At 51.6% G+C, this 22304-nt stretch carries 17 protein-coding genes, 1 tRNA gene, 1 pseudogene and 2 CRISPR repeat arrays; of the genes and pseudogenes, 18 read left to right on the top strand and 1 reads right to left on the bottom strand.

The genetic code is table 11. The annotated features are described in order from the left end of the window. Window positions 1–237 precede the first annotated feature (237 nt). The 15 genes and pseudogenes from cmr1 to ACYQ04_RS02395 all read left to right on the top strand — a co-directional run bounded on the left by cmr1 (window position 238) and on the right by ACYQ04_RS02395 (window position 20324). On the top strand, window positions 238–1506 hold the full coding sequence (cmr1, locus tag ACYQ04_RS02325; protein ID WP_460127076.1) for a type III-B CRISPR module RAMP protein Cmr1: 1269 nt from the start codon (window positions 238–240) through the stop codon (window positions 1504–1506). Further along, on the top strand, window positions 1503–4403 hold the full coding sequence (gene cas10 / locus ACYQ04_RS02330; RefSeq protein ID WP_460127077.1) for a type III-B CRISPR-associated protein Cas10/Cmr2: 2901 nt from the start codon (window positions 1503–1505) through the stop codon (window positions 4401–4403). Before cmr1 ends, cas10 begins: the two co-directional genes overlap by 4 nt. Beyond that, a complete protein-coding gene (gene cmr3 / locus ACYQ04_RS02335) occupies window positions 4400–5437 on the top strand; it encodes a type III-B CRISPR module-associated protein Cmr3 (protein WP_460127078.1) in 1038 nt (345 codons plus the stop codon). The genes cas10 and cmr3 overlap by 4 nt, the downstream gene beginning before the upstream one ends. Beyond that, window positions 5437–6879, top strand: a complete 1443-nt coding sequence (gene csx1, locus ACYQ04_RS02340) for a CRISPR-associated CARF protein Csx1 (RefSeq protein ID WP_460127079.1) — start codon at window positions 5437–5439, stop codon at window positions 6877–6879. Before cmr3 ends, csx1 begins: the two co-directional genes overlap by 1 nt. Next, window positions 6879–7745: a type III-B CRISPR module RAMP protein Cmr4 gene (gene cmr4 / locus ACYQ04_RS02345; protein ID WP_460127080.1), complete on the top strand. Its 867-nt coding sequence runs from the start codon at window positions 6879–6881 to the stop codon at window positions 7743–7745. The genes csx1 and cmr4 overlap by 1 nt, the downstream gene beginning before the upstream one ends. Window positions 7746–7755: 10 nt before the next feature. Next, complete coding sequence (gene cmr5 / locus ACYQ04_RS02350; protein WP_460127081.1) at window positions 7756–8193, top strand: type III-B CRISPR module-associated protein Cmr5; 438 nt, start codon at window positions 7756–7758, stop codon at window positions 8191–8193. A 329-nt stretch (window positions 8194–8522) separates the two neighbouring features. Next, window positions 8523–9239 (top strand): annotated as a pseudogene (gene cmr6 / locus ACYQ04_RS02355) (type III-B CRISPR module RAMP protein Cmr6); the annotation flags it as partial. Window positions 9240–9263: 24 nt separating this feature from the next. Further along, window positions 9264–9530: a CRISPR-associated endonuclease Cas2 gene (cas2, locus tag ACYQ04_RS02360; protein ID WP_460127082.1), complete on the top strand. Its 267-nt coding sequence runs from the start codon at window positions 9264–9266 to the stop codon at window positions 9528–9530. Between the two features lie 664 nt (window positions 9531–10194). Continuing rightward, window positions 10195–10874: a CRISPR direct-repeat array (repeat unit 28 nt; unit sequence GTTTCCGAACCTCTAGAAGAGTGGAAAC). Between the two features lie 148 nt (window positions 10875–11022). Then, complete coding sequence (locus ACYQ04_RS02365) at window positions 11023–12333, top strand: hypothetical protein (protein ID WP_460127083.1); 1311 nt, start codon at window positions 11023–11025, stop codon at window positions 12331–12333. Continuing rightward, the gene (locus tag ACYQ04_RS02370) at window positions 12334–13443 is read left to right on the top strand and encodes a hypothetical protein (protein WP_460127084.1); all 1110 of its coding nucleotides are present in this window, start codon (window positions 12334–12336) and stop codon (window positions 13441–13443) included. A gap of 80 nt (window positions 13444–13523) precedes the next feature. Next, window positions 13524–14474 (top strand): CRISPR-associated endonuclease Cas1, encoded by a 951-nt coding sequence (gene cas1, locus ACYQ04_RS02375; RefSeq protein WP_460127085.1) that lies wholly within the window; start codon window positions 13524–13526, stop codon window positions 14472–14474. Window positions 14475–14601: 127 nt separating this feature from the next. Further along, window positions 14602–15105: a CRISPR direct-repeat array (repeat unit 28 nt; unit sequence GTTTCCACTCTTCTAGAGGTTCGGAAAC). 777 nt (window positions 15106–15882) lie between these two features. Beyond that, window positions 15883–16626: a CRISPR-associated endoribonuclease Cas6 gene (gene cas6, locus ACYQ04_RS02380; RefSeq protein ID WP_460127086.1), complete on the top strand. Its 744-nt coding sequence runs from the start codon at window positions 15883–15885 to the stop codon at window positions 16624–16626. A gap of 218 nt (window positions 16627–16844) precedes the next feature. Continuing rightward, on the top strand, window positions 16845–17570 hold the full coding sequence (gene cas6 / locus ACYQ04_RS02385; RefSeq protein WP_460127087.1) for a CRISPR-associated endoribonuclease Cas6: 726 nt from the start codon (window positions 16845–16847) through the stop codon (window positions 17568–17570). An 11-nt stretch (window positions 17571–17581) separates the two neighbouring features. Next, window positions 17582–18862 (top strand): hypothetical protein, encoded by a 1281-nt coding sequence (locus ACYQ04_RS02390; RefSeq protein ID WP_460127088.1) that lies wholly within the window; start codon window positions 17582–17584, stop codon window positions 18860–18862. A 4-nt stretch (window positions 18863–18866) separates the two neighbouring features. Continuing rightward, window positions 18867–20324 (top strand): hypothetical protein, encoded by a 1458-nt coding sequence (locus ACYQ04_RS02395; protein ID WP_460127089.1) that lies wholly within the window; start codon window positions 18867–18869, stop codon window positions 20322–20324. A 396-nt stretch (window positions 20325–20720) separates the two neighbouring features. On the opposite strand, the gene ACYQ04_RS02400 is transcribed toward ACYQ04_RS02395, so the two are convergent. Beyond that, window positions 20721–20798 (bottom strand) — tRNA-Pro (locus tag ACYQ04_RS02400). Between the two features lie 245 nt (window positions 20799–21043). Between ACYQ04_RS02400 and ACYQ04_RS02405 the strand changes: the two genes are divergently transcribed. The 3 genes from ACYQ04_RS02405 (at window position 21044) to ACYQ04_RS02415 (ending at window position 22277) form a co-directional block, all read left to right on the top strand. Further along, window positions 21044–21310: a hypothetical protein gene (locus ACYQ04_RS02405; RefSeq protein WP_460127090.1), complete on the top strand. Its 267-nt coding sequence runs from the start codon at window positions 21044–21046 to the stop codon at window positions 21308–21310. A 39-nt stretch (window positions 21311–21349) separates the two neighbouring features. Beyond that, window positions 21350–21592, top strand: a complete 243-nt coding sequence (locus ACYQ04_RS02410; protein WP_460127091.1) for a hypothetical protein — start codon at window positions 21350–21352, stop codon at window positions 21590–21592. A gap of 124 nt (window positions 21593–21716) precedes the next feature. Next, a complete protein-coding gene (locus tag ACYQ04_RS02415) occupies window positions 21717–22277 on the top strand; it encodes a zinc metalloprotease (RefSeq protein ID WP_460127092.1) in 561 nt (186 codons plus the stop codon). Window positions 22278–22304: the final 27 nt, after the last annotated feature.

Raw genomic sequence — 22304 nt, forward strand, 5'->3', positions numbered from 1 at the left:
CACCGGGCTATGCTGAGGGCGAGGATTTTAAAGGGTTGCGGGGTTTACTCTTTGAAGGTACTAATCTTCTGTTGTTTCCCTTGTTTTGAGGTAGTGTCAGGAAATGTCTCATCCACGAGTTGATGTGTTCGTTCACGTCATTACTGAATCATCCCGCAAAATTTTTATACATGCCAATTGTCATTTTAGGCAGGGTTAATTTGAGGATTCCTCTTTATTTAGTACGGGGGTGCTCGTATGTACGAAGCCACATTTGAGCTTGAAACTATAACTCCTCTTTTTATGCGTGGTGCAGACCAGAGAAAAGCTGAATTTCGCTCCGCAAGCATCAAAGGCGTTATGCGCTGGTGGTTCAGGGCTTTGGCTGGGAACTACTTTGGAAACAACATTGCAAAGCTCAGGGAAGCCGAGTGCAGGGTGTTTGGATGCGCTGGAAGTGGGGGGACGAGGAGGAGTGCGGTGATCGTTGAGGTGGAACCCGTTGAGTCTGATGGTGAGTACTCCCCGAAGAGCGAGTATGAGAGTTACTTCTGGTTCTCTCAAACGGGCCGTAATTCAAGGGGTGCCGTTCTCCCCGGACTTACCCTCACCATTACGTTGGAGGGTCGCGATGAGGATTCACTGAAACTTGCTGTCCTCTCCCTGTGGGCTGCCCTGCACCTCGGTGGGTTCGGTTCCAGGTCGAGGAAGTTTGGGGGCTCTCTGTTCCCAAAAGGGGAACCGGAGGGAGACGTGAGCCTTGATATACCCTTCGTTCCAGGGGAGAACGTTAAGGAATTCTACAAGGGAGTGTTCGGGGGGAAAAGGAACATCACGTCAGAGTTCTCCAAGATACTGGGGGATATGGGCTTCAAGCAGGGGTCACAATACGAAGGATTGCCTGGGTATCCAATACTCAATCGAGAACACTCACTGATCGTGGTTGGTAACCCTAAGGAAGATGTCAGTGAGGTCATAAAAGACGTTGGCGAATGGTATCTCGGAACTGCGGGGGATGGAGATAAGTTCGAGGGAGGCTTCAGGTTCAAGTACGCCAACCGGAGGATTCCCCACACGATTCATAAAAAGTACCAGCAGGGGGAGGAGAGAATCGGGAGCATAGATGCAGCTTCCGAGAGGAGGCCTTTCTTAGGCTTGCCAATCCCGTTCTACAAGTCGTTTGGGAGGGAATCCGTTAAATTTACAGTCGATCATCGGAATGCCAATAGAAGGGCATCCGGTTTACTGTTCACGGTAAACGCTGTGAGAAGCCAGAACGCCACTGAATACTACCCAGTGATAACCCTCTTCAGGTACAAGTTCTTGCCGGGTTACGAGGGCCCAGTGAGGTACAGGGGGGGAGTGTACAAGGGAAGGGAAAAAGTTGCCAACGCCGCGGGAGACCTCTTCATCATCGAGAGGGAGCAGGATGGTGAAGTTGAATACCTGAAGTACTTGGGAGAGCTCTCCTCATCACTCTCCACTAAGTTTACCCCTGTTTACGGCTCCAAGGAGGTGTCTCAATGAACCCGTGGGAATCTTACGCTTGGGCCCTCCTTGAGGTTGCTCCGTCGAGGATTCTCGCTTCCCTGCTCGGGGAGTACGAACTTCCGGAAAGGTGGAAGCATTTGTCGAGTTTTCCTGTTACCGGGAAGTTTACTCTTGAAAAGTTCGTCCTTAAGCATCCGATAAGCGCGAAGGAGAAACCTCTCGAAAAGCTCAGCAGTTTCTGGTTCAATTCAACTGACGAGGAAAAGCTGAAGTTCGTAGGTGCGCTGAAAAAAGCTGAAGAGAGCGTTGCAAGGAAAATCGAAGACTCTGGCTCTGTGGAGAAGTTCGCCAAGCTTTGGAACAATCTGCCGGAACTCTTGCGGGAGGAGTATGAAAAGGTTCTTGAGGGGCTTGGACTGAGTCCGGCAATCGCGGGAGAACTCGTTCACTTCCCTGCGGACCCCTACGTGCCAGACCATGACTGGCTCAGCAGACTTGACGTTTACGCTCAGCTAAAAAACGGAAAAGTTAAACTCCTTCGCTTCAAGATTTCTCCGGTTCAGGGGTTCATTGGCAACGCGAGGACCGAGAGGGATTTGTGGGCTGGAAGCCACATGCTCGGCCTCCTTACTTACACCGCGATATCGGAAATTTGGAAGCTCTATGGTCCAAACGCCTTGATATTCCCACACCTCCGCGGCCAACCCTTCTTCGAGCATGAGTTGGGGGAGATTGAAGACTACGACAAGCTCGACGTAGCGAACATACCCAACAAAGTCCTTGCCTTAATTCCTGAGGATGCCAACGTCGATTCGCTCTCAAGTAATATCAGAGCCAAAATCCAAGACCTGTTGGAGAGACTGTTCCGCTCTGCGTGGGAATTCTACGGTTTAGGGCCCGTTTTGAACCTAAGGAAGGAGTACGTGAAAACTATCAGGGAGTACTTCTCGATAACTGTCGAGACAGCTCCCCTTACGAAACTCCCGGACGTCATTGAGAAGGGCTTGAAGGAGTACCTTCTAGAACTTCCGGATGGATTCGAAAGCGATGTCCATTACTACTCCGAGCTCTTCACGATACTTGACCAAAAAACCGATTTCAAATCGGCCCAGCACTTCCCGCCTGAACAGCCGATGGGCTTCAAGTGCACTCTGTGCGGCGAGAACTTGGCTATAGGGGGAGATGCAGACCACAGTGTTGTTAAGAGTAGGTGGGATTCCATCAGGGATAAACTTAGAAAAAGGGGAGTATACGACATAAAAGAGGGCGAAAGGCTCTGCCCACTCTGTCTTGCAAAGCGCTTCTACCCGAGGTTTTACTCCCTGTGGAAGGATGATTACGGCTGGCTCTCAAGGTCTTCAGAGGATATAACCTACGAGGCCAGGGAAGAACACAGGCGGGGCTCGGTGAGGCTCAAGCGCTTCGCTTCGGTGAGTGAGGTCGCCATGAGGAGGCCCACGGAGGTTGCACTTGAACTCGCGGGCAACGATGAACTTGAAACCGACGGAAAGCCCGTTACCTGGCACGACGTCTTTCTCTACACCGTATTCCACACTGGGGCAAGGAATGAATGGAGGGGGGAGGTTGAGGAGCCGAAGTTCAAGGGCACCAAAGCGGGGGAGTTCATCAAGGGACTCATGGCCCTGTCATCTGCCTTGATGCCCACGTTCAGGAAACTCGGCCCCAACAGTGAGGTTCTCTACCCCGAAAACCTGAGGGATAAAAAAGCCCTGGCTAAGGTCTACGGTGTTCCGGGGAGTGAACTGCCTTCTGGAACCTCGCCGGAGGTTATTGCTAAGGAGCTATCCAACGTTTCTGGAATCCTTGGTGACGCCCCTAAGTACTACGCCATCCTCAAGATGGATGGGGACAACATGGGGAAGGTGATAAGTGGAAGCAAGTCCGTTAAGCCAGTTGAGGATTATCTGGCAGTAAAAGGACTTGAAAGTGACGTTAAGAGGCCAGTAACTCCAACGGTGCACATAGCCATAACCCGCTCCCTCAGCGAGTTTGCCGTCAATTTCGTACCAAAACTCTCCGAAGAGCACGGGGGGGAGCTCCTCTATGCGGGCGGTGATGACGTTTTTGCTATAGTGCCGACTGATAGGGTCTTCAGCCTGGCGTTTGAGATACAGGATTCCTTCCGTGAGGACTGGAAGGATTTCAGTTACCTCCAGGGTAAAACTAGGAGCATGAGTGCTGGAGTTCTAATACTCCACTATAAGGAGCCGTTTTATCTCGCTGTAAGACGTGTTAACGAGTTAGAGCACCTAGCTAAGGAATCCGGAAGGAACGCTATCGCAATAGGCTACCTCAAGCACAGCGGCTCTTATCACAGGGTTGTACTCAACTGGAGGGCCCTTGAAGACGGACACTACGCGGACTTTCTTGAAGGTGTGCGAAACGGCAAAATCAGTACCAAGTTTATCTACGAGTTGAACACTGAAACCTGGCCAAACGATGCCTACGCGGCTTTAATGCTCTTGAAGTACGAGTTTCTGAGGCACTCCAACTACAAGAAAGATGAGGATGCCAAGATGCTAGAGCACTTTGCTGAACTCCTATGGCTGGTGAGGAACGTTAGAAGCGAGATAACGGCCAATGAGCTTGAGGAACTGGGAGTTGCCCAAAACAAAGACGTTGTTGGGAGAATCAACGAGACGGTACGTGATGTTGTAGTGGACGACCCTGAGAATGAAGAGCCCAGCGATTCGTTTGAGGACGTTAAGGGGCTGGCAAAAGCTATTTTAACCAACGTGGAAACTGAAGGGGTTACCTGGTTTGAGGAGCTCAGGAAAAGGCTATCCTCAACGCTTCAGGCTCTCAACCTGCCGGACGTTTCGGCAGAGATAGCAGGTATTATCGTTAAAAAACAGATTAAAGGGGCGTCCAGATTACTTAAGATTCTCCTCGAAACGGGGGTGAGAGCATGATTGAGATTTACCCCAACGACGTTCTTCTCTTTAGGGAGAGTCGGGACTTCTCCGCCGGGGAGGGACACGTGGCCGTTACCACCGAACCTCTTCCCCACACGATAGCTGGAGCCCTCATGGCGGTCGCCTTTGAAAGTGGGGCCTTTGCTATTTTGAACCTTGAGAGGGGCAATGATGATGTGAGGAAACCAGAGAACTGGAGGCCGGGATTTTCAATACTCGGAACGTTCTTTGCCCTTAACGGCTCTCCGGTCTTTTCGCTCCCAAAGGACGTGGTGTCGGTTAAAGGTGAGGACGGGGTTGAGCACCTCGTTCCAGTGGAACCGGCTGAAACCCCCGTTGGGGAGGTCGTCGTTGCACCCGTATCGGATGAAACCAGAACGCTCCATTTCAAACCTGCAAGGTGTTTCGTCTCTGCAAGTGAGCTCTCCCGATACCTTGCTGGAAAACTGAGGGAGTTCACGGAAATTGACGTGAGGAGAGTTTACACCATAGAGGAACGCATTGGCATAGGCCTCACCGAAGGGAAGGTCACCGAGGAGGGATTACTGTACCGCACTTTGAACCTCAGGATGAGCAAGGAAGCGGGCATTCAGGTTTACTTTGAGGAAAACGAGGAGGGTCTAATCGGTGCAATCGGGAAAGAGGGACTCATCAAGCTCGGCGGTGAATCGAGGTTTGCGAGGTTCGTGCACTTAAAGAAAGATTTCCCGTTCTCGGGGACGCTTCACGTTGAAAAGGGCTCCATGATGAGGCTTTACTTCGCCACTCCGTTGATACCCAACGGCTCTCTGGAGTCCCTGCTAAGGGAGGCGGGGATTAACGCCGATGTCGTGCGGGTGTTTACAGATAGGAAGGTCCGCGTTACCGGGTGGGATATGATGGCGAAGATGCCCAAGGCAACTCTCTACGCCTATCCCGCTGGAACGGTGGTGTGGCTCAGGGCTATTGAGGACCTTGAGGTTGAGAGGGTGCAAAAGGCTGGGCTCATGAAGGAGTTTGGGTATGGGTTAACCATTGCGGGGGAGTTTTGATGGAGCGGGTCCTCGTGGCTACCTGGGGAAATCCATTCCAGTGGGAGGAGGTCAGATACAGTGTTGACTGCTCACAGTTGGGAGCCAAAGATTGTGAGAACGTCGATGGGGAGCGGGGCAACGTTAGTACGCTACCTGTCTTGCTGAAGGCACTTAAGCCACGTAAAACAATAATCCTCGTCCTGGACACGCTTGTCAACCTAACGTTGAAAAACGACGTTAAGCCTAATGAACTGAACTCCTATGAGGACGTTGTTGGGGACGTTGAGGAGAGGGTTAGGTGGTTCATTGAGAACAGGATTAAACCGCTCATGGAAGAGAAAGACCGGGAGCTCCTTGACAGCGTAAAAATCGTGGTCTTGCCTGGTGTGGGGGAGTTCAACAACGTGAGCGTCGAGGGGGACGTCCTCGACTTTTATTCCAGCGTCCTCAGGGTTCTCGCCGAGGAGTTGCCTACTGAAGACACTGAGGTGTTCCTCGACCTAACGCACGGCATAAACTTCATGCCTGTCCTAACTTACAGGGCCCTCAAGAACCTCCTCGGTCTCTTAGCTTACGTTAGAAAGACGAAGCTCTATGTCGTGAACTCCGAGCCGTTTCCTCAGGGAGATAGAGAGTGGAAGGAGACGATTCTCAAAAACCTCGTGCTCCACATAAGACCCGTTGAGACCGTTGAGATAATGCCCAAGCCCGTTTACTCCACCGTGTCGGATAAGCCCGAGTGGAGTGCCTTCATAAGCTCCGTGACAAACGGTTTTCCCCTGGCGTTTGCGACGTTCTACCCCAATGTGAACAAGGTAAAGAAGTACGTTGACAATGCGTTTTCGAAGTTTCTGAAGGAAATTGACATTGAGATAAAAAACGACAAGGCTAAGGTGAAAAAGGCACATATAAAAAGGAAAACCGCCTTAGGCGAGGACTTCAGGACGGTGGTAAAGCTCTACTACATGCTTCGTGTCTTCGAGGGAGTGCTAAAAGATAAGTATCCGAAGAGAAGCGTTACCCTCAATGAGCTGTTTCAGATAACGAGGACGCTCTTCGTGAACATGCCTAGGATTGGCATAGTCGTCGAGGACCAGCTGTGTAACTTGAAAAGGCTACAGGAAAAGGCGAACTTTGAGCTTAAGAAAAGGGGCAGGAGCATAATCAGAAAAGAAGTTAGGAGAAAGCTTGAGAAAAGCGGGGTTCCTCTGGCAGAGCTCTACGACGAGGTAAAGTTCCGTTATAGCTCCGGTGACAGGGGCCACAACCCAAAGCTAAAGGTCAGGAATTTCATAGCCCACTCGGGCTTCGAGTTCAACCTGACCCGGGTTAAGGTCGAGGACGTTATAATGGGAAATAAAGTGGAGAAGGTTTTCGTTTTCTCTTACTCGGACTTTGAAACGGTTATGCGGCTCTCAATAGAAGCGCTGAGTTACAGGGACGAGGAGGTGACTTGTTGATGTATGCGGAAAGACTCGTTTTGGGGATATACGCGGTTTCGCCCGTCCACGCGGGTAGCGGCTCCGAGGTTAGCGTAATAGACCTCCCCATACAGAGGGAGCGCCACACGGGCTTTCCGGTTGTATGGGGCCAGAGCCTCAAAGGAGTCCTGAGGCATGCGTTTGAAAAGGCAGGGAAGGATAAGGGCATAGTGCGTTCGATATTCGGCCCTGATACTGATAAGGCCCACGAGCACGCAGGGGCGATAGCGGTTGGAGACGCAAGGGTTCTGCTCTTCCCGGTCAGGAGTGCTAAGGGGGTCTTCGCCTACGTTACCAGTCCCTTCGTGCTTGAGAGGTTCAAACGTGATATGGAGCTTGCCGGGAAATCTGTGGGCTTTAACCCGAAGGAACTCGTACCTGGTGAAGGAAGGGCCATCGTTGATGTTTCCAGTGTCCTGAAGCTTAAGGATTCCGTAGTCTTTGAAGAGGTTGCCCTCAAGGCTGAACCAAGGGACCTGAGCAAAGTTGCCGGTGCAATAGAACCCCTCCTTCCCGGGGACGTTGATGTGAAGAAGAGGCTCGCGATAGTTCCCGACGATGTCTTCTCGGCCTTCGTCAGATTCTCGACGGAGGTGGTTGCGAGGGTCGCGATAGACGCGGGGACGGGAACCGTTAAGAGGGGCGGCCTCTGGTACGAGGAATTCCTTCCGAGCGAGACTCTACTGTACTCGGTTATAGCCGTGGGCAAGCCCAAGGGAGGAAAGCTCAGTAGCGCGGAGGAGGTCTCGACTGAGCTCAGGAACTTCATTGAGTCAGTGGGTTATCTCCAGGTCGGCGGAGACGAGACCGTTGGAAAAGGATTCGTCCTGGCGAAACTCGTCTGAGGTGGTGGGGATGGACTTCAGAACCCTGGAGCAGGAGAGGGCAAAGTTCGCCTACGAGAAAGTCAGCGAAGTCAGGAGAGAAGATGAGGACACACAGGGGCGCTACGTTTCCTACGTTAAGAGTGCTCCCGTGTTAATCCTCACAAACGGCCTCGGGCAGGCACTCGCGTTCTACCTGTCCAAGCTCGACAAGCCGATAAACGTTGACTACAAAACCATAAACCCCAAAGGGTTTCCAAAGGGTGACAAGATGGCGTACGCATACCTTTACAGGCACATAGCGGAGTGGCTGGCGAAGAGGGTAACCAACGGCGAGGACCCGCTCAGGTACTATATGGAACACGATGGGATGAGCGCGATAAGGCTGACCGACGAGACGATAGCGCTCCTCAACTGGCTCAAGCGCTTCGCCGATGCAATGCTGAAGAAGGAAAAGGAGCAGCGGTGAGCGAAATGCACGGGGGTGGAAGAGGAAAACATCCAAAAAGACACAGGGGAAAGCCCAAAAAGTCCCGTGAGCCACCAAGATACGTGGTGCCTAAGGACAGCATAACCACGATTGGAAACCCCATAGGGACGGTTAGCAACCTGTCCCTATTGCTCCAGAAGTATGCACCTTTCGTGAGGGAAAAGGGAGCATACAAGGCAACGGTGTCCATGCTGAAGAGGCTCAACTTCAAGCCGTCCCTTGAGAACGTCATCGAGAACTACGCGGTTTACCTCGGCACCTACCTTAGGGTCGTGGCAAAGGCCGGAAAAACCTTCGTGCTCGAAACAAAGTCGAGGCTTGTAGTTGGTCTCGGCGACGAGAGCGTCTATGAAACAAGCATAAGGCTCCTGAGGAACTACGGCGTTCCCTACATACCGGGCTCGGCCTTAAAGGGAGTAACCAAAGCCTGGGCAGTGGAGATGATGACGGAACTCCTCGGCGGGGCCGATGGTTTTAAGGGGGACTTCTTCGAGAGGGCCAAGGAAGTTCAGGGACTGCTCAACGCGGGAGAAATCAAAAAGTTCCCTGAGCTTGTGGAGTTAATAAACCCGTCAAGGCACCTCGTGGAATTCCTGAATGCACTCGGAGTTGGGGCCAAACCCGGCTCAGTCGTTAACGCCCGCGAGCTTGCAGAGCGCCTAGTGAGAATCTTCGGGACAACAACGGAGGGAGGCTCGGCTATCTTCTTCGACGCCCTGCCGAGCCCAGTCAAGGCACCTCTAGAAATGGAGAAGCTAATCCCCCAACTCAGGGCCAAGCTTAGGGACGCGATAGAGTTCGACATAATGAACCCCCACTACGGTCCCTACTACCAGAAGGGCGAAGCACCCGGGGACTGGCACAGTCCTGTGCCGGTTCTCTTCCTGACCGTGAGAAAAGGCGTTCCCTTCGTCTTCGCAGTCGGAGGGGATGAAAGAGGCGTCGCGGAGAAACTCCTGCGCCTTGCCCTAAGACATCATGGCGTGGGGGCGAAGACCAGTCTGGGATACGGGAGGTTCTACTGATTTCTTTTTCCCTTGGTGGTGACCATGAGGTACTACATCGTCGTCTACGACGTGAACGAGAAGCGCGTTAAAAAGGTGCACGACGTGCTGAGACAGTACCTTCAGTGGAGACAGAGGAGCGTCTTCGAGGGATGGCTCGGACGGAACGAGATGGCGGAGCTGAAGAGGAAGCTGTCAAGGGTCATAAAGGAGGAGGAAGACAGCGTGCTCTTCTACTCCCTCCCGGACGACAAATGCTTCACAACTTTCCACCTGGGAAAACCAGCGGAGGAATTTGATAACGTAATTTGAGCCGGTGAGCTGGCTTCTGTTGGCGGTTGGACGTTTTAAGTTTGGGTTTTAGTTTAATGCTCCTTGGAGGTTTTTGTTTTTTCAGTTGTGTTCATTGTGGGTGGGTGGTTTTCGTGGGTTTTAAGGTGGAATGGGGGGCTTACGTGGCTTGCGGATGGTTAGCTAAGGGGGGATTAGTCTTGGAGGGCCATTTAAAGCTCTTAAACGGGATATTTAGTTTTTACGTTACATAAGAGTGTTAGCATGTACGTGTTTTGCAAAAGAGTTAGGATATTCGTTTGAATGCTTGAAGAAGGGTGTAACGGTTGATTTGAGGCTTAAAAGTTGGTGTGTGCTGGTTTTTGAGTTGGGTGTTTTCGGGGGTTCTGACGGGTTTCTTTTAGCTGGTGGTGGGTTTTCTGGCCTTTGCGGTGGGTTAAAAATTCTGTAAGGGGCTTTGTTTTTAGTTTCAAGTTTTGTAGTCTTTTGGTTGGGCTGGTTATTGCTTATGATTCTTCTGTTGGCTTTTTCGGGTTTTTTGGTTGGTTATTTTGCCTTTTTACTGTTGTTGGTGGTTTGGGAGAGAGTGGTGTGGTTTTGTTTTTTAGGAGCTTTTCCGGGCGAAAAATTTATATAAGAATTCCTAACTAAGGTTTATTGTTGGAATGAAGGGAATTTCCAGACCGTTTCCGAACCTCTAGAAGAGTGGAAACGCTTCGCTGACCAGCGGCCACCTACTCTTCTCACACCCAACACTGTGTTTCCGAACCTCTAGAAGAGTGGAAACGTGCCGACCACTACTTTGCCACTGAATCGGTCAGTCGTCTCTATCCACGAGTTTCCGAACCTCTAGAAGAGTGGAAACGAAAGGCATAAGGAAGGTTATACCCTCCTTATACGGTGTAAACTCACCGCTGAATATCTTATTTCCGTTTCCGAACCTCTAGAAGAGTGGAAACGACCACGATCTGTCCGATGTCCATCTCTATCACCCCCATAGTTTTTCACGGCGGTTTCCGAACCTCTAGAAGAGTGGAAACCTGCAGGCCATTTCAACCACCTCGAGAAGAGTTTTGAGGGGGCGGGGTACGGGTTTCCGAACCTCTAGAAGAGTGGAAACTGCGGTTCTATCCCGACGAGGGCTGCAGCGAAGACGAGCGGCCCGTGTATGTTTCCGAACCTCTAGAAGAGTGGAAACTTGAACATGCGAGTGCTTATTGCGTTACCAATGAAGAGAGTAATATCATGTTTCCGAACCTCTAGAAGAGTGGAAACGAGCATCTGGTTGGTCGCTCTGGAACGTCGCGCCGAGGAGCCACCCCTGCTCCTGACTCTGGGTTTCCGAACCTCTAGAAGAGTGGAAACAGTTTCTGAATAATAGCTGGGGGTTGTTCTAAGAGGGAATCTTTAGATTGAGGTTTGGATTAAGGGGCCTCGAACTGGCTCGTTTTGAATTGTGAAATGAGGAACTCCTGCATAACGTTAATAAGGTCGAGTTGTGGAAAAGCTCACCATGCCAAATAACGGGCTGTCCCAGGACCAGAGGAAGTGGGTTGTCTTCTTCCTCCTAAACCTTGGGGTGGTTCCCCTTATAGTTGTAAGAGCCGAGAGCGTTTACTCGGGCGACTACATGCCCTTCCTTGAGGTCACCGCAATCCTGTTTCTTCTCTCCGTGGCCCTCGCGTTGAAGGCGGGATGGGGCCTGTGCGGGAAATCCACAGGGGGGAATAATGAAAAAGGGGATGAGCCTAAGCTCCTCGACTTCCTTCGCTTCTTCCTTCTCAGGTACTTTGTGGGTGAGGCCCTTCGCTCAATCTACGGCCTCTACATCTTCGTTCTCTTCGCCGTTACACTAACGGCTTGGCTCCCGGATGGTTTCGAGAACGGCAACGTGCCGTTTATCCTCGCATCTGTGCTGTACTTCCTCTCATCGGTTTTCTTCACAGCGTGGGTTTATGGCCCCCCGAAGAGAAAGGGCTCCGATGTCGAGGTTCTTGTGTTCCCCCTGAGTATCCCAAACTGGACGCCAGAGAACCTTGACCCGCAAAAAGACCCCCGGGTGTGTGAGAAGCTCTGCAGGAACGAGGGGACGAAGAACATCGTGGTTCCCCTACTGGCGCACCTTGCAAGGCACCCAACAATACGTACCGTCGTTTTCCTTGTTACGGATACTGTTTATAACGGTGCCAAGCGTTTTCCCGGGCTGAAAACCGAGGAGGGGAGGGAGTACATCAGGGCTCTCGTGAAGGTCATTGAGACGTGCAGGTTCTATTGGTCGAATTACATCGGAACTGACGCGGAGTTAACGGTTAGTTTTAAATCAGAGATGTTCAACTGCGGTGAATTTGACTGGGACATCAAATGGGATGACCTTGAAGACGACGACGTTGAGATAGATTTACCTAACGATGATGAGAATGGAAAGAATAAGCTAACCGTGCGGTTCGTTAGGATAGGAAAGGCCAACAACCTTCACGAGATAAAGAGAAGGATAAACCGGGCGTTTTCTAAAATTGAGGACAAAAACAGTTCAAAGGTTCTCTTTGATATAACGGGAGGGACCGCCGTCGTGAGCGCCGCCATAATTCTCGAGGCCATTAAAGGTGACTACCGAGCCGGCTACGTGGCCCTCCCGCAGGGTACCGTTGGCGTTGAAGAAGCTAAGAAAAAGCTCAAGTCCAATGACATCAATCTCCCCGAGGAGCTCATGGAGAAATGCCCCATAGCTGGAATGGTAGAGGAGATTCCGATAAGCGTGTTCAGCTTTGAGGATATTGCCAACGAACTGCAAAAATACTTTGAAAGGGCATACGGGGGGAGGTGAATGGATAAGAAGGTGCTCCTCGCGACGCTCCTCTTACTCATCCCGATTTCATTCCAGTTTACTGATAGACCTTTCACGTGGAGGCTCGCGGCTGTTGTCCTCGTCCTTCTGCTGTCCTCTTTGCTCTTCTGGAGGAAGCTCAAGAAAGGCGAAAGAAGGGTCAGCCTCTCAGCCTTCGTCCACGCCTACTTCATAAACCTGATAATAGGGAACGTAAAGTCTCTGTTCGGGATATTCGTCTTCATTCTCCTAGCGGCGGTTCTGACCCAGTGGCTGCCGGACGCCATAGAGTCGGGCTCCCCCTACTGGGCCGGCTGGAACCTCGCGTACCTGCTCTCAATACTACTCCTGACGTACTGGGTGGCCGTTCCAGAGGAGAGGAAGGAGGAGGGCCTTAGGAAGACCAAGTACCTCGTCTTCGCCCTGAGCTGGCCGAGCTGGAGCCCCAGCTCCGTGGCCGGAGCGAACTGCAACGAACTTTTCACGAACTCCCCCTCCCTGGCGGGGGGTGGAGGAAAGCCTCCCAACGTGACCCCCCTCTTCGTGGCGGTGAAGTACCACCTCGAAAGACTCGAACGCGTTTACCTTCTGGTTTCCAGCTCTGAGATGAAGTACGGGTTCAAGAATGAGGACGAAAGGGAATACGTCAGAACGTACCTGACCTCGAGGGGAATAAGCCCCGAAGGCCACGACTTCAGGGACCTGGTCAGGCTACTGCTCGTAAAGCTCTCCGAGTGTACAGGGAAAGGCATCACCGTTGAATGGACCGACGGAACCATCGAGGGGCTAACCGGAAATGACGTGACGTTTAAGCTCGCGGTGGCGGATGACTTCGACGACGTGGACAAGTGCAGGGAAGTGATAAGAAGCCTAACTGATGAAATAATAAAGCGTGAGAGTGAGGAGCTGACGTTTGACCTTACCGGTGGAAAAACGCTGGTTAGCGTTGCGATGGCGCTGACCGCGATAAGGCGGGACTGTCAGGCAGAGTACCTGAGGCAGAACGTCTACGGCAAGGAGCCAGAAGAGCTACTCAAGAAGGTGAACCTCGACATCTTCACGGTCGAGGACATCCTCGAGGAGCTTCGGGATGCGTTTGAGGCAGGGTAACACCCATAAAACACCCTCTATTTCGTTACTTAATCCTTCATACGGTTCCATTCACCTCGTGATTAACGGGGGTGGCCATCGTGAAAAAGCCCCTGTTCATAACCCAGCACGGAAGGCTCGAGAAGGAAAAGGGAGCCCTCGTCTTTATCGGCCAGCTGGTAAAAAGGCCGGTCCCTCTGGCTCAAGTGAGCGAAATCCACTGTCTAGCCCGCGTTTCCCTGACTAGTGGAGCCATAGAGCTCCTTAGCGAGAGGAGGATTCCGGTTCATTTCTACACAACCAGGGGCGATTACAGAGGCTCGCTGATAAACGATGCCTCCCCGAGGGGAAAGCTTCACCTGGCACAGGCCGAACACCACCTAAATCCTGAGAAGCGGCTTTTCTTGGCCAAAGCCATCGTCGAAGGGATACAAAACGTCATGGCATTCGTTCTAGCCGGGTGGGGCATCAACGCGGTGAAGCTCAACTCCATTAAAATCGAGGGAGGAACGGTTGATGAGATTATGGGAAAGGAAGCCGAGCTCTGGAGCAACTTTTATCGCTACTTTGGGGAAGCCATAGGCTTAGACGGTTTCAGGAGAACCAGAAGACCCCCGGAGGACGAAGTTAACGCGCTGATAAGCTACGCCAACGCCGTGACCTATGGACTGGCTTTTTCCTCCGCCATAAAAGCCGGCCTCGACCCGGCCATAGGATACCTCCACGCGGTGAACGACAGAAGACACTCGCTCCCGCTGGACTTAGCCGACATCTTCAAGCCCCTCTACGTTTTCACGACGATTCACAGGCTCTACACTGAGGGAAAGCTCAGGAAAGGACACTTCTCGAGGAAGGGAAAGGCCGTTTACCTGAGCAGGGAGGGCAAGAGGCTTCTGCTCAGCGAGCTAACGGCCACGCTCATGACGACCGTGTACTACAAGAGATTGAAGAGAAACGTGAGCTATCGCTCCATGCTCGACATGGAGGCGAGGAAGCTCAGAAAGCACGTCCTCGGCGAGGAAACCTACCGACCATTCAGGCCGTGGTGGTAGGCTCTTAGAAACCGTGAACACTATAATTTTTCTTTTCAACATCAAAGAAAGCTTTTCTACCGCTTCTACCGCTACGCTGGTTCTGAAACAAAACCTCCCCACCGGAACGAATTCAGAAGCGGTCAGTGTTTCCACTCTTCTAGAGGTTCGGAAACTCATGAGCGTCCACGTCAGCATTTCTGGCAGGAGAGTTACAATCACGTTCCTCGACACGGTTTCCACTCTTCTAGAGGTTCGGAAACTCGGTATCGATCCAGTTGAAACGTACGTTTACTTCCCGGACGCCATTGCCGCGTACAGGTTTCCACTCTTCTAGAGGTTCGGAAACTTCAGCGTCCCGACGCCGGTGATTTGGGATGAGCCGGAGAATTGGTTTTGGTTTGGGTTTCCACTCTTCTAGAGGTTCGGAAACGCTCTGGTGTTGGATTCAGGAAAATGTTTTGGGACGCGAGATCAAAATTAGTTTCCACTCTTCTAGAGGTTCGGAAACTTGGCCCATTATGGAAAACAAAAGTGGAGTGTGGTATTATCCGGGTTTCCACTCTTCTAGAGGTTCGGAAACATGTGTCATGAAGGGACCGTATGTGAATATTGGAAATGTAAGTTTCCACTCTTCTAGAGGTTCGGAAACGGTCCGGAAATTCCCTTCATTCCAACAATAAGCCTTAATCAGGAATTCTTATATAAACTTTTCGCCTGGAAAACCCCTAAAAAACACCCCTACCAAGGCCAGTCCGTTACCACCGTTAGTTCTAAACATGCCAACGGACAATCCCGAGAGGCCGTAACCCGCAAAAAACCATCAAAATTCTTGGAAAAACGTCTAAAAGCCATATAACAATTCATTTCAGTTTACACTTGCTTACCCATCATTTTTACCCCACCGCACTCCGCGGAAAGGCCCCCAAACCCCAGAAAAGCCCCTCAAAGACCTCCGTCAATACCTATCCAAAAAACCAGCGCATCTACCTCCCGTAGCCCAAAAAAAGCCTTAACATACTTACATCTAACCGAAACCAGCACCAGACACCTCGGATTCCAAACACGTACATCAAATTACCATGGGAAATTGTAGAAACTGAATATCCGGTTTAAGGGCTCTAAAAAACCCTTCAAGGCTAATCCACCCTCATCCAACCATCCGCAAGCCGTGTAAGTTCTCCATTCCACCCTAAAACCCACGAAAACCACCCATCCACAATGAACACAACTGAAAAAACAAAAAACTCAAGAGCTTTCAGCCGGAAAACGGACTTACAAACCAGCAACCAAACAAACCCCGCAGGCTCATCGTCTCAAATCACGTTTAATGGGTTTTAGGCGTTCCCCACATGGGTGGTGAAGCTCCACCGAACGGCTTGACCAAAACCCTTAAGAGTTCAAACTCAACAACTACCTTGGTGCCAGCATGAGGCTCCTGCTCGAGCTCGAATCCGATGAAGAGTTTCCGGACTGGGCCTTTGGAAAGCACGCGTTTCAGGCGATGATATACACCCACCTAACAGGAACGCCCTACGAGAGGGTGCACGATGGAAGGGGCTTCAAGTTCTTCTGTTTCTCTGACGTGTTTCCCAGCGGACCGTACAAGCCGGGCGTTGTTAAGAGGTTGATAGTGAGCTCCCCCGATGATGGTTTCATAGAGACGCTGTATGAGAAGCTCCTTCCAAACGAGAGGATTTACCTCGGAAGGCATTCCCTTAACCTGAGGTCCATTAAAAAGCTCAAACTCAGGCTGAGGAGGGCCTTCATAACGGGTTCTCCCATCGTCCTCAACGCCCCCGAAGGAAAGGGAAGGTTCTTCACGTTCCACCACTTTAACAGTCTCGCCTACTTCGTGGATAGGCTCACCGAGAACGCCGTCGCGAAGTACTCTGCCTTTATTGGTGAGCCCTTCCAGCTCGACAGTCCTTTGTTCACAAGAATGATTCCAAGGATACGGCGGAAAGGTTGGTTCGACGTTTACGTTCGCGTTAACATTCGTGGAAGGTACTTCGATGTCCCGGGAACCAACTGGGAGTATCTTGAGGTGCCCCGTAATGGGGACCGTGACTTCTACACTTTCTTGATGGACGCGGGTTTGGGAGTCCTCAACAGCCTCGGCTTTGGCTTTCTTAACCCTATAAATGATAAGCAACGTTCCCAGCGTCGATGAACTGTGCAAAACGGCCCCTTCAGATTACTGGAACTTTGGAATGTACTGAGGGGGTTTCCGCCCCCGGAAACTCATAACGACAAATCCGTTGCATGCATGTTGCGTCCGAACGTTGCGGGGATGTAACACGCGTTGCCGATTAGGAGGGTTCCTCCCGAGCAAAAGTTTTTTATTAACCCGTTGGGTTGAATTTTCAGGGATTGCAATGAGGTGTTGATATGAGGCTTCTCCTGACGCTCAGGCCTGAAAGGAACTTTCCCCGGTGGGCCGTTGGAAAGCACTCAATCCAGTCGATGATTTACTACCACCTCCGTGGAACCGAGTACGAGGACATCAACGATAGGCCCGGCTTCAAGTTCTTCTGCTTCTCGGACCTGTTCCCAGGGGGTGACTTCAGGAGGGAGAAGCCGAAAAACCTTCTGATAAGTTCCCCTGATGAGGCTTTTATAGAGGTTCTCTACGAGAGGCTGAGCGGTGTGGAAAAGGTCGTCCTGGGACGGTACACGCTGACCCTCGAAAAACTAAAGAAGTTCAGGTTGAGGCCAAGGGGCACGTTCGCAACCGGTTCACCCGTCGTCGTCAGGGCACCCGAGGGGGCAGGAAGGTACTTCACCTTTCACGAGCACGGGGACGTAGAGTACTTCAGGGAACGGCTGAAAGAGAACGCCCTCAGCAAGTACAGGGCTTTTACAGGGGAAGATTTTGAGCTCAAGGGCCCCCTCTTCAGCAAGATGGTTCCCAAGGTGAGGCGGAACGGATGGATTGACGTTTACGTCAGGGTCAGCGTTAGGGGCAAGCACTTTGACGTTCCCGGTTCGAACTGGGAGAGGCTCGAAGTGGACCTAAACGATAACAATAGGGACTTCTATGCCTTTCTCATGGACGCCGGATTGGGGGTTCTTAACAGCCTCGGCTTTGGCTTCCTCAATCCCCTGAGAGAGTAGGGGGTGAAAGGTTGGACAGGTACAGAGTCGGAAGAACCGTGGGGTTTTTCGTTCTCCTGTTCGCGAGCTTCACCTTCCTGTCCTTCGTTGGTGCCGTGATGAGCTCGGGTAGTGACCTGCCGTTCTCGGCTGTCGTCGGGCTGGTCCTCCTGCTCTACGCGTGGACGGACTACGTTTACTTCGCCATTGACATAACCTACGGACTGGCGATACTGATAGGCTTCCTCGCCGCGGATTTAGAGGGTGTATTCTACGCCATTCCGATGGATATCCTCTATCTAGTGTTCATATACCTGATGAGGAGAAACAGTGAGAGGCTCGCGACGCTTCTCTTCGTGCTATCTGTCCCGCTCGCACTGGTGAACTCTTACTTGGTGCCCCCTTCGAGTGCAATCGCCTGGATGGTCGTTGGTCTCATGGCAGGAATCGTTGAAAATGCTGTTGTGGAGGAGATGGCGGAGGGAGACCCGATAATGATAGCCCTCTACTTCATGGCCCTCGGACCCTTAGCGCTGGTGCCCTTCGCTTTCCAGAACGTAACCGGAAGAACCCTCTTTGCAAAGGAGAACCGCTGGCCGGTCGGCCCCGCAATGTTTACGGTCGCGGTTCCCCTCTTCAAGCCAATCCTCGACCAGTGGGACTCCAAACTGCCGGACTGGCTTCTCTACGTTCAGTACCACGGCGTCCCCCATTCAAGCCTTGGAGTTCTTGTGGGGTTCCTGACGTTATTCTGGTTGGGTTTCCATCTAATTAGAGTGCTCTCAAACGAAGGCATGAACGCGGTGGAGATTGTTGCAGGTGTAATGACGGCTGTAATAGCCCCACTTTTCGGGCTCTCCCTACTGGCCGTCATCGTGGAGGTTCTCTCCGACTCGGGCTACACGAACTTGTCAATGTTAGTCACCCTCGCCGGTTTTGTGGGCCTTATAGTCCTGGCTTGGAAGGCCCTAAGGGTTCCAAGACTGCACTACGAGAGGAGGAGCTCCATAGACTTCGAGCGCTGGGAGAGCGGGATTTTCCTTCTCGCGGATGCCGTCTCGTTGCTCCTCCTCTTCAAGCTGTGGAGCGTCCTCGGCCACCACAGACTCGCCCTTGGAATGGCCCTCTTGCTGGCCGTCTGGTACTACGCCGTGTTCCTCTGGGATATACTGAAGGACAAAATCAATGGATTACTGGGGCTTCCGAGGGTCATGGCCCTTGGTCTCACGGTTCCATACTCGTGGTTCATAATCATCTCCGCTTTCTTATCTGGTCTCTGGGTCGGTTTTGGAATCGGCTGGATAGCGGGGTGATTGCATGAAGGCTTACATAACAACGGTTGGAACGAGCGTTGAGGCCGTTATCAATCCACTCTGGTATCTCGCCGAGGTTTACTCCTGGTTACCGAATATGGTGTACCTTCTCTGGAACGATGACGTCAGGGAACAGTTAGAAAAAGCAAAGGAGCTAATCACAGAACTATCTAAGACGTACGGGGCTAGCGTAAAAGTTGTTGCTGGAGAGAACTTGAGGTTCAACGAGGAGAACCCCACCGAGTTCAGGGAAAAAGCAGGCTCCCTCATCGACTCACTGAAGAGTAAGGGTTACGAGGTTGTTGTGGACATTACCCCGGGCAGGAAGTTCATGAGCGCCCTCCTCCTCAGCGCGGCCATGTCAGAGAACGCCGACGAGGTGACATACCTCCATCTAGACGATTTAAGCTACACGGGGAGGCTTCTCTTTGACGTCCCAATGGTGAAACAAAAGCTCTTTACAACGAAAGAACTCACCGGGAATAAGGGTTTTCTCAGACCGAGGAGGTTTGGAAAGGAGTCCTCAGGTAGCTACTTCACAACCCGGAGAGCCCTCATGAGGGTTCTTAACTCCCTCTACCTCGATGGTAAAACCTCGTTCGACGTCTCGTTGAGGAGCGTTCCGATAGGAAAAGTTAGGCTCGGTGAAAAAACGGAGCTCAAGGTCTCCCAGAGGGTTCATGTCAATGATACCGTCCACGGTGACCCCTCGAAGGTCCGCGAGGCGATAGTGGCCGGCGGAATGGCCAAGTTCAGGAACTGGAATGAGCTCAGGAAAAAAGTTTTCTCTCTCCTTGAGGATGGACGACCCCTCTACGTGGGCTTTGATACGAACGCTCTCTACTTCAGAGTTCCCTCGAAGATTCTAACTGAGAATGACTTTTACAGAAACGGAAACTTGATTTTCGACTTCCTGTACGCCAAGGGTGTCATGGATGAAGTCGGAAGACACCTGAACAAAAAGCTACGCTACAACACCGCTTTGGGAGTGTTCTCCAACCAGCCAACCCCACTGGCAAGGTTTGCAACGCTGGGCTTGGTGGAGCTTCAGAAGTTGAAGTCAAGTGGTGCGGAACTAGTTGACAGTGGGGGAAATGAGGAGGGGGATACAAGGATAGCCCTTGATTACAGAAGCTACGCCGAGAGGAAGGACGTGAACGTTCTTGTCATTACCCTGGACGATAGGGCCTACGCCGAGATGAAAGCCCTGAGCGGCTCTGGACTGATACCGTTCAAGCTTGAGTGGGAGGATGTTTTTGGAAAGACACTTAAGGGGCGCTGGGAGGACCTCAGGGATACACTCTATACCCTCGCCGTAGTTCTCGGCGAGCTTAACTTTGCCCACTACAAGCTGTACGGTGTATGGAAGGGCAAGAAAACGGAGGACTGGGAGACAGAGAGACTTCGGCTGAACGGCTTTGAGTACGGTCGATTGTTTGGGGTTTTTGAAGGTAACTCATAGAACATCAAGACGTTCGGTGCAGGACGTTGCATCGTTGCGTCTGTGCAACACCGTAGGGGTTCATTTTTATTATTTTGTTGCATTCCCAAGTGCGAATTCCAGACGTTTGTTCTGGTATCATAACACCGTATCCTCTCGTGGAACAGAAAAACGAAACAAAAACCAACAAGTAGATGCGTTTGTTTCATCCATGAAACAGTTGTGCAACACCTGAAACGGTAATATCTTGATTGGGGGGTGATACAGGTACCTACGCCTCCCTTTCGTTCAAGTGTTTCGCGTTTCGTTGCATGCAACACTTGCACTGGGACTATACTGACCCCAATATTGTAACCCGCGTTAGTTTCTCACGCGAGATGTTACCGATGGGATTGGAACGTAGAATCGTGAAGAGTGTGGTGGGGCCGCCGGGATTTGAACCCGGGTCACGGGCTCCCAAAGCCCGCAGGATGGGCCAAGCTACCCTACGGCCCCTAACCCGCGGTCTACTCATGACGGAACCTTTTAAACTTTTTCCTGGATGCGGATGTTGAACGATGAATCGAAGGGTTAATACGTTCTAGGAACACTATGAGGACACCTTTTTGAAAGCTGCATCTTCACGGGGTTTGAAGGCACGGTTCCATGGACCGAAAGATTTATAAATTTAAACTTGTTTTATTATTCTCGCCGTTTCCGGGCCTCCTCGGGACTGGAGGTAGCGTTTCTGGTGGTGCGGAATGGTGCGTGCCCTTAATTTTGGATACGAGTTTGATTGCTACCTTCTTGAACTTGATGGCCCTTCTGAAACTGTAACAATAAAAGCCGAGTTTGAACCCAAGTACCTGAAACTCACAATTACGAGCGAGAACTTTTCGAGCCAGCTCCTTCTCAAGTACACCCGCGAGAACGTTCAGAAACTGGCATATCTTTACTGGAAGTATATGAGACACGTTGAAGGTATGAACGCCCTCCGCGAGGTTTCCGACCCTGTTCCCGCCCTGTGAAGTTTTCTTTTCTTTTCAAGAAGCCGGGAGGTGATTCTTGTGGGTGTGAAAAGGGTTAAGAAAACCCGTGTCGTGTTGGAATGTTTTGACTCTTTCACGTTCTCGCCGATAAAGTATCCTGCCGAGTTCGTGTTTGAAAAAGACGCGGTTAGCTTTGCACCACCCATGTTCAAACCAACCAGGGTCTCCTACACGCGGGAGAACGCCAAAGCCCTCTACGAGCTTCTTCGGGCTTTCGCAGAGAGGGTAAGGATGGAGGAAGAGATAAACCGTCTAATTTGACTTCCTTTATTTCCCCTTCGAGGCCCCTTGAGAGCCTTCGAATGGTAAGGGTTGGTCTCAGCAGACCCTTTAGGAGAAAAATTTTTGTGCTTAACGCCGATGGTACTTCGGTGGTTTCATGGACATGGTAGAGATGGTACATCTAACTGTTGCCTACTTTTTGATTCTCGGTATGCTGTCGTGGACGAGCCTTTCAAGTGCCGAGTTCTACGCAATACCCCTTCTGACGGCGTTCGCTCTTTACGAACTGGGGCATAAGTACGTTGGGAATAAGTTTGGGTACGCTGGGAGGTATCGGCTCTCCCCGACTGTAATCGTGGTTTCTATACTCCTGTATCTGGCAACCCTAGGGAGTGCAATCTTTTTTGCACCGGGGGTTTTTGAGGTGGCCCCTAAGGTGGATGGGACAACTTGGAAGCCCCATTACGATGTGGGGGAAGTGGGGAAAATAGCCCTCGCGGGTCCTCTCGCCAACCTCGCCTTTGCAACGGTGTTCTTCGCCCTGGCGTTCTTCAACAGTAGCATGGAAATCGCGGCGGTGTACGGCATCAACACGCTCATGGGACTGTGCAACCTCCTTCCCCTCAGGTTTTTCGACGGGGGTAAGGTTCTATCGTGGAGCAAGCGGGTTTATGCGCTCGTAGTCGCGTACGGTCTGGCGCTGTTCCTAATCGCCTGGCTGTGAGGGGGCGTATAGCGTGCTCCCCTTTGT

This window comes from Thermococcus prieurii (assembly GCF_054657655.1).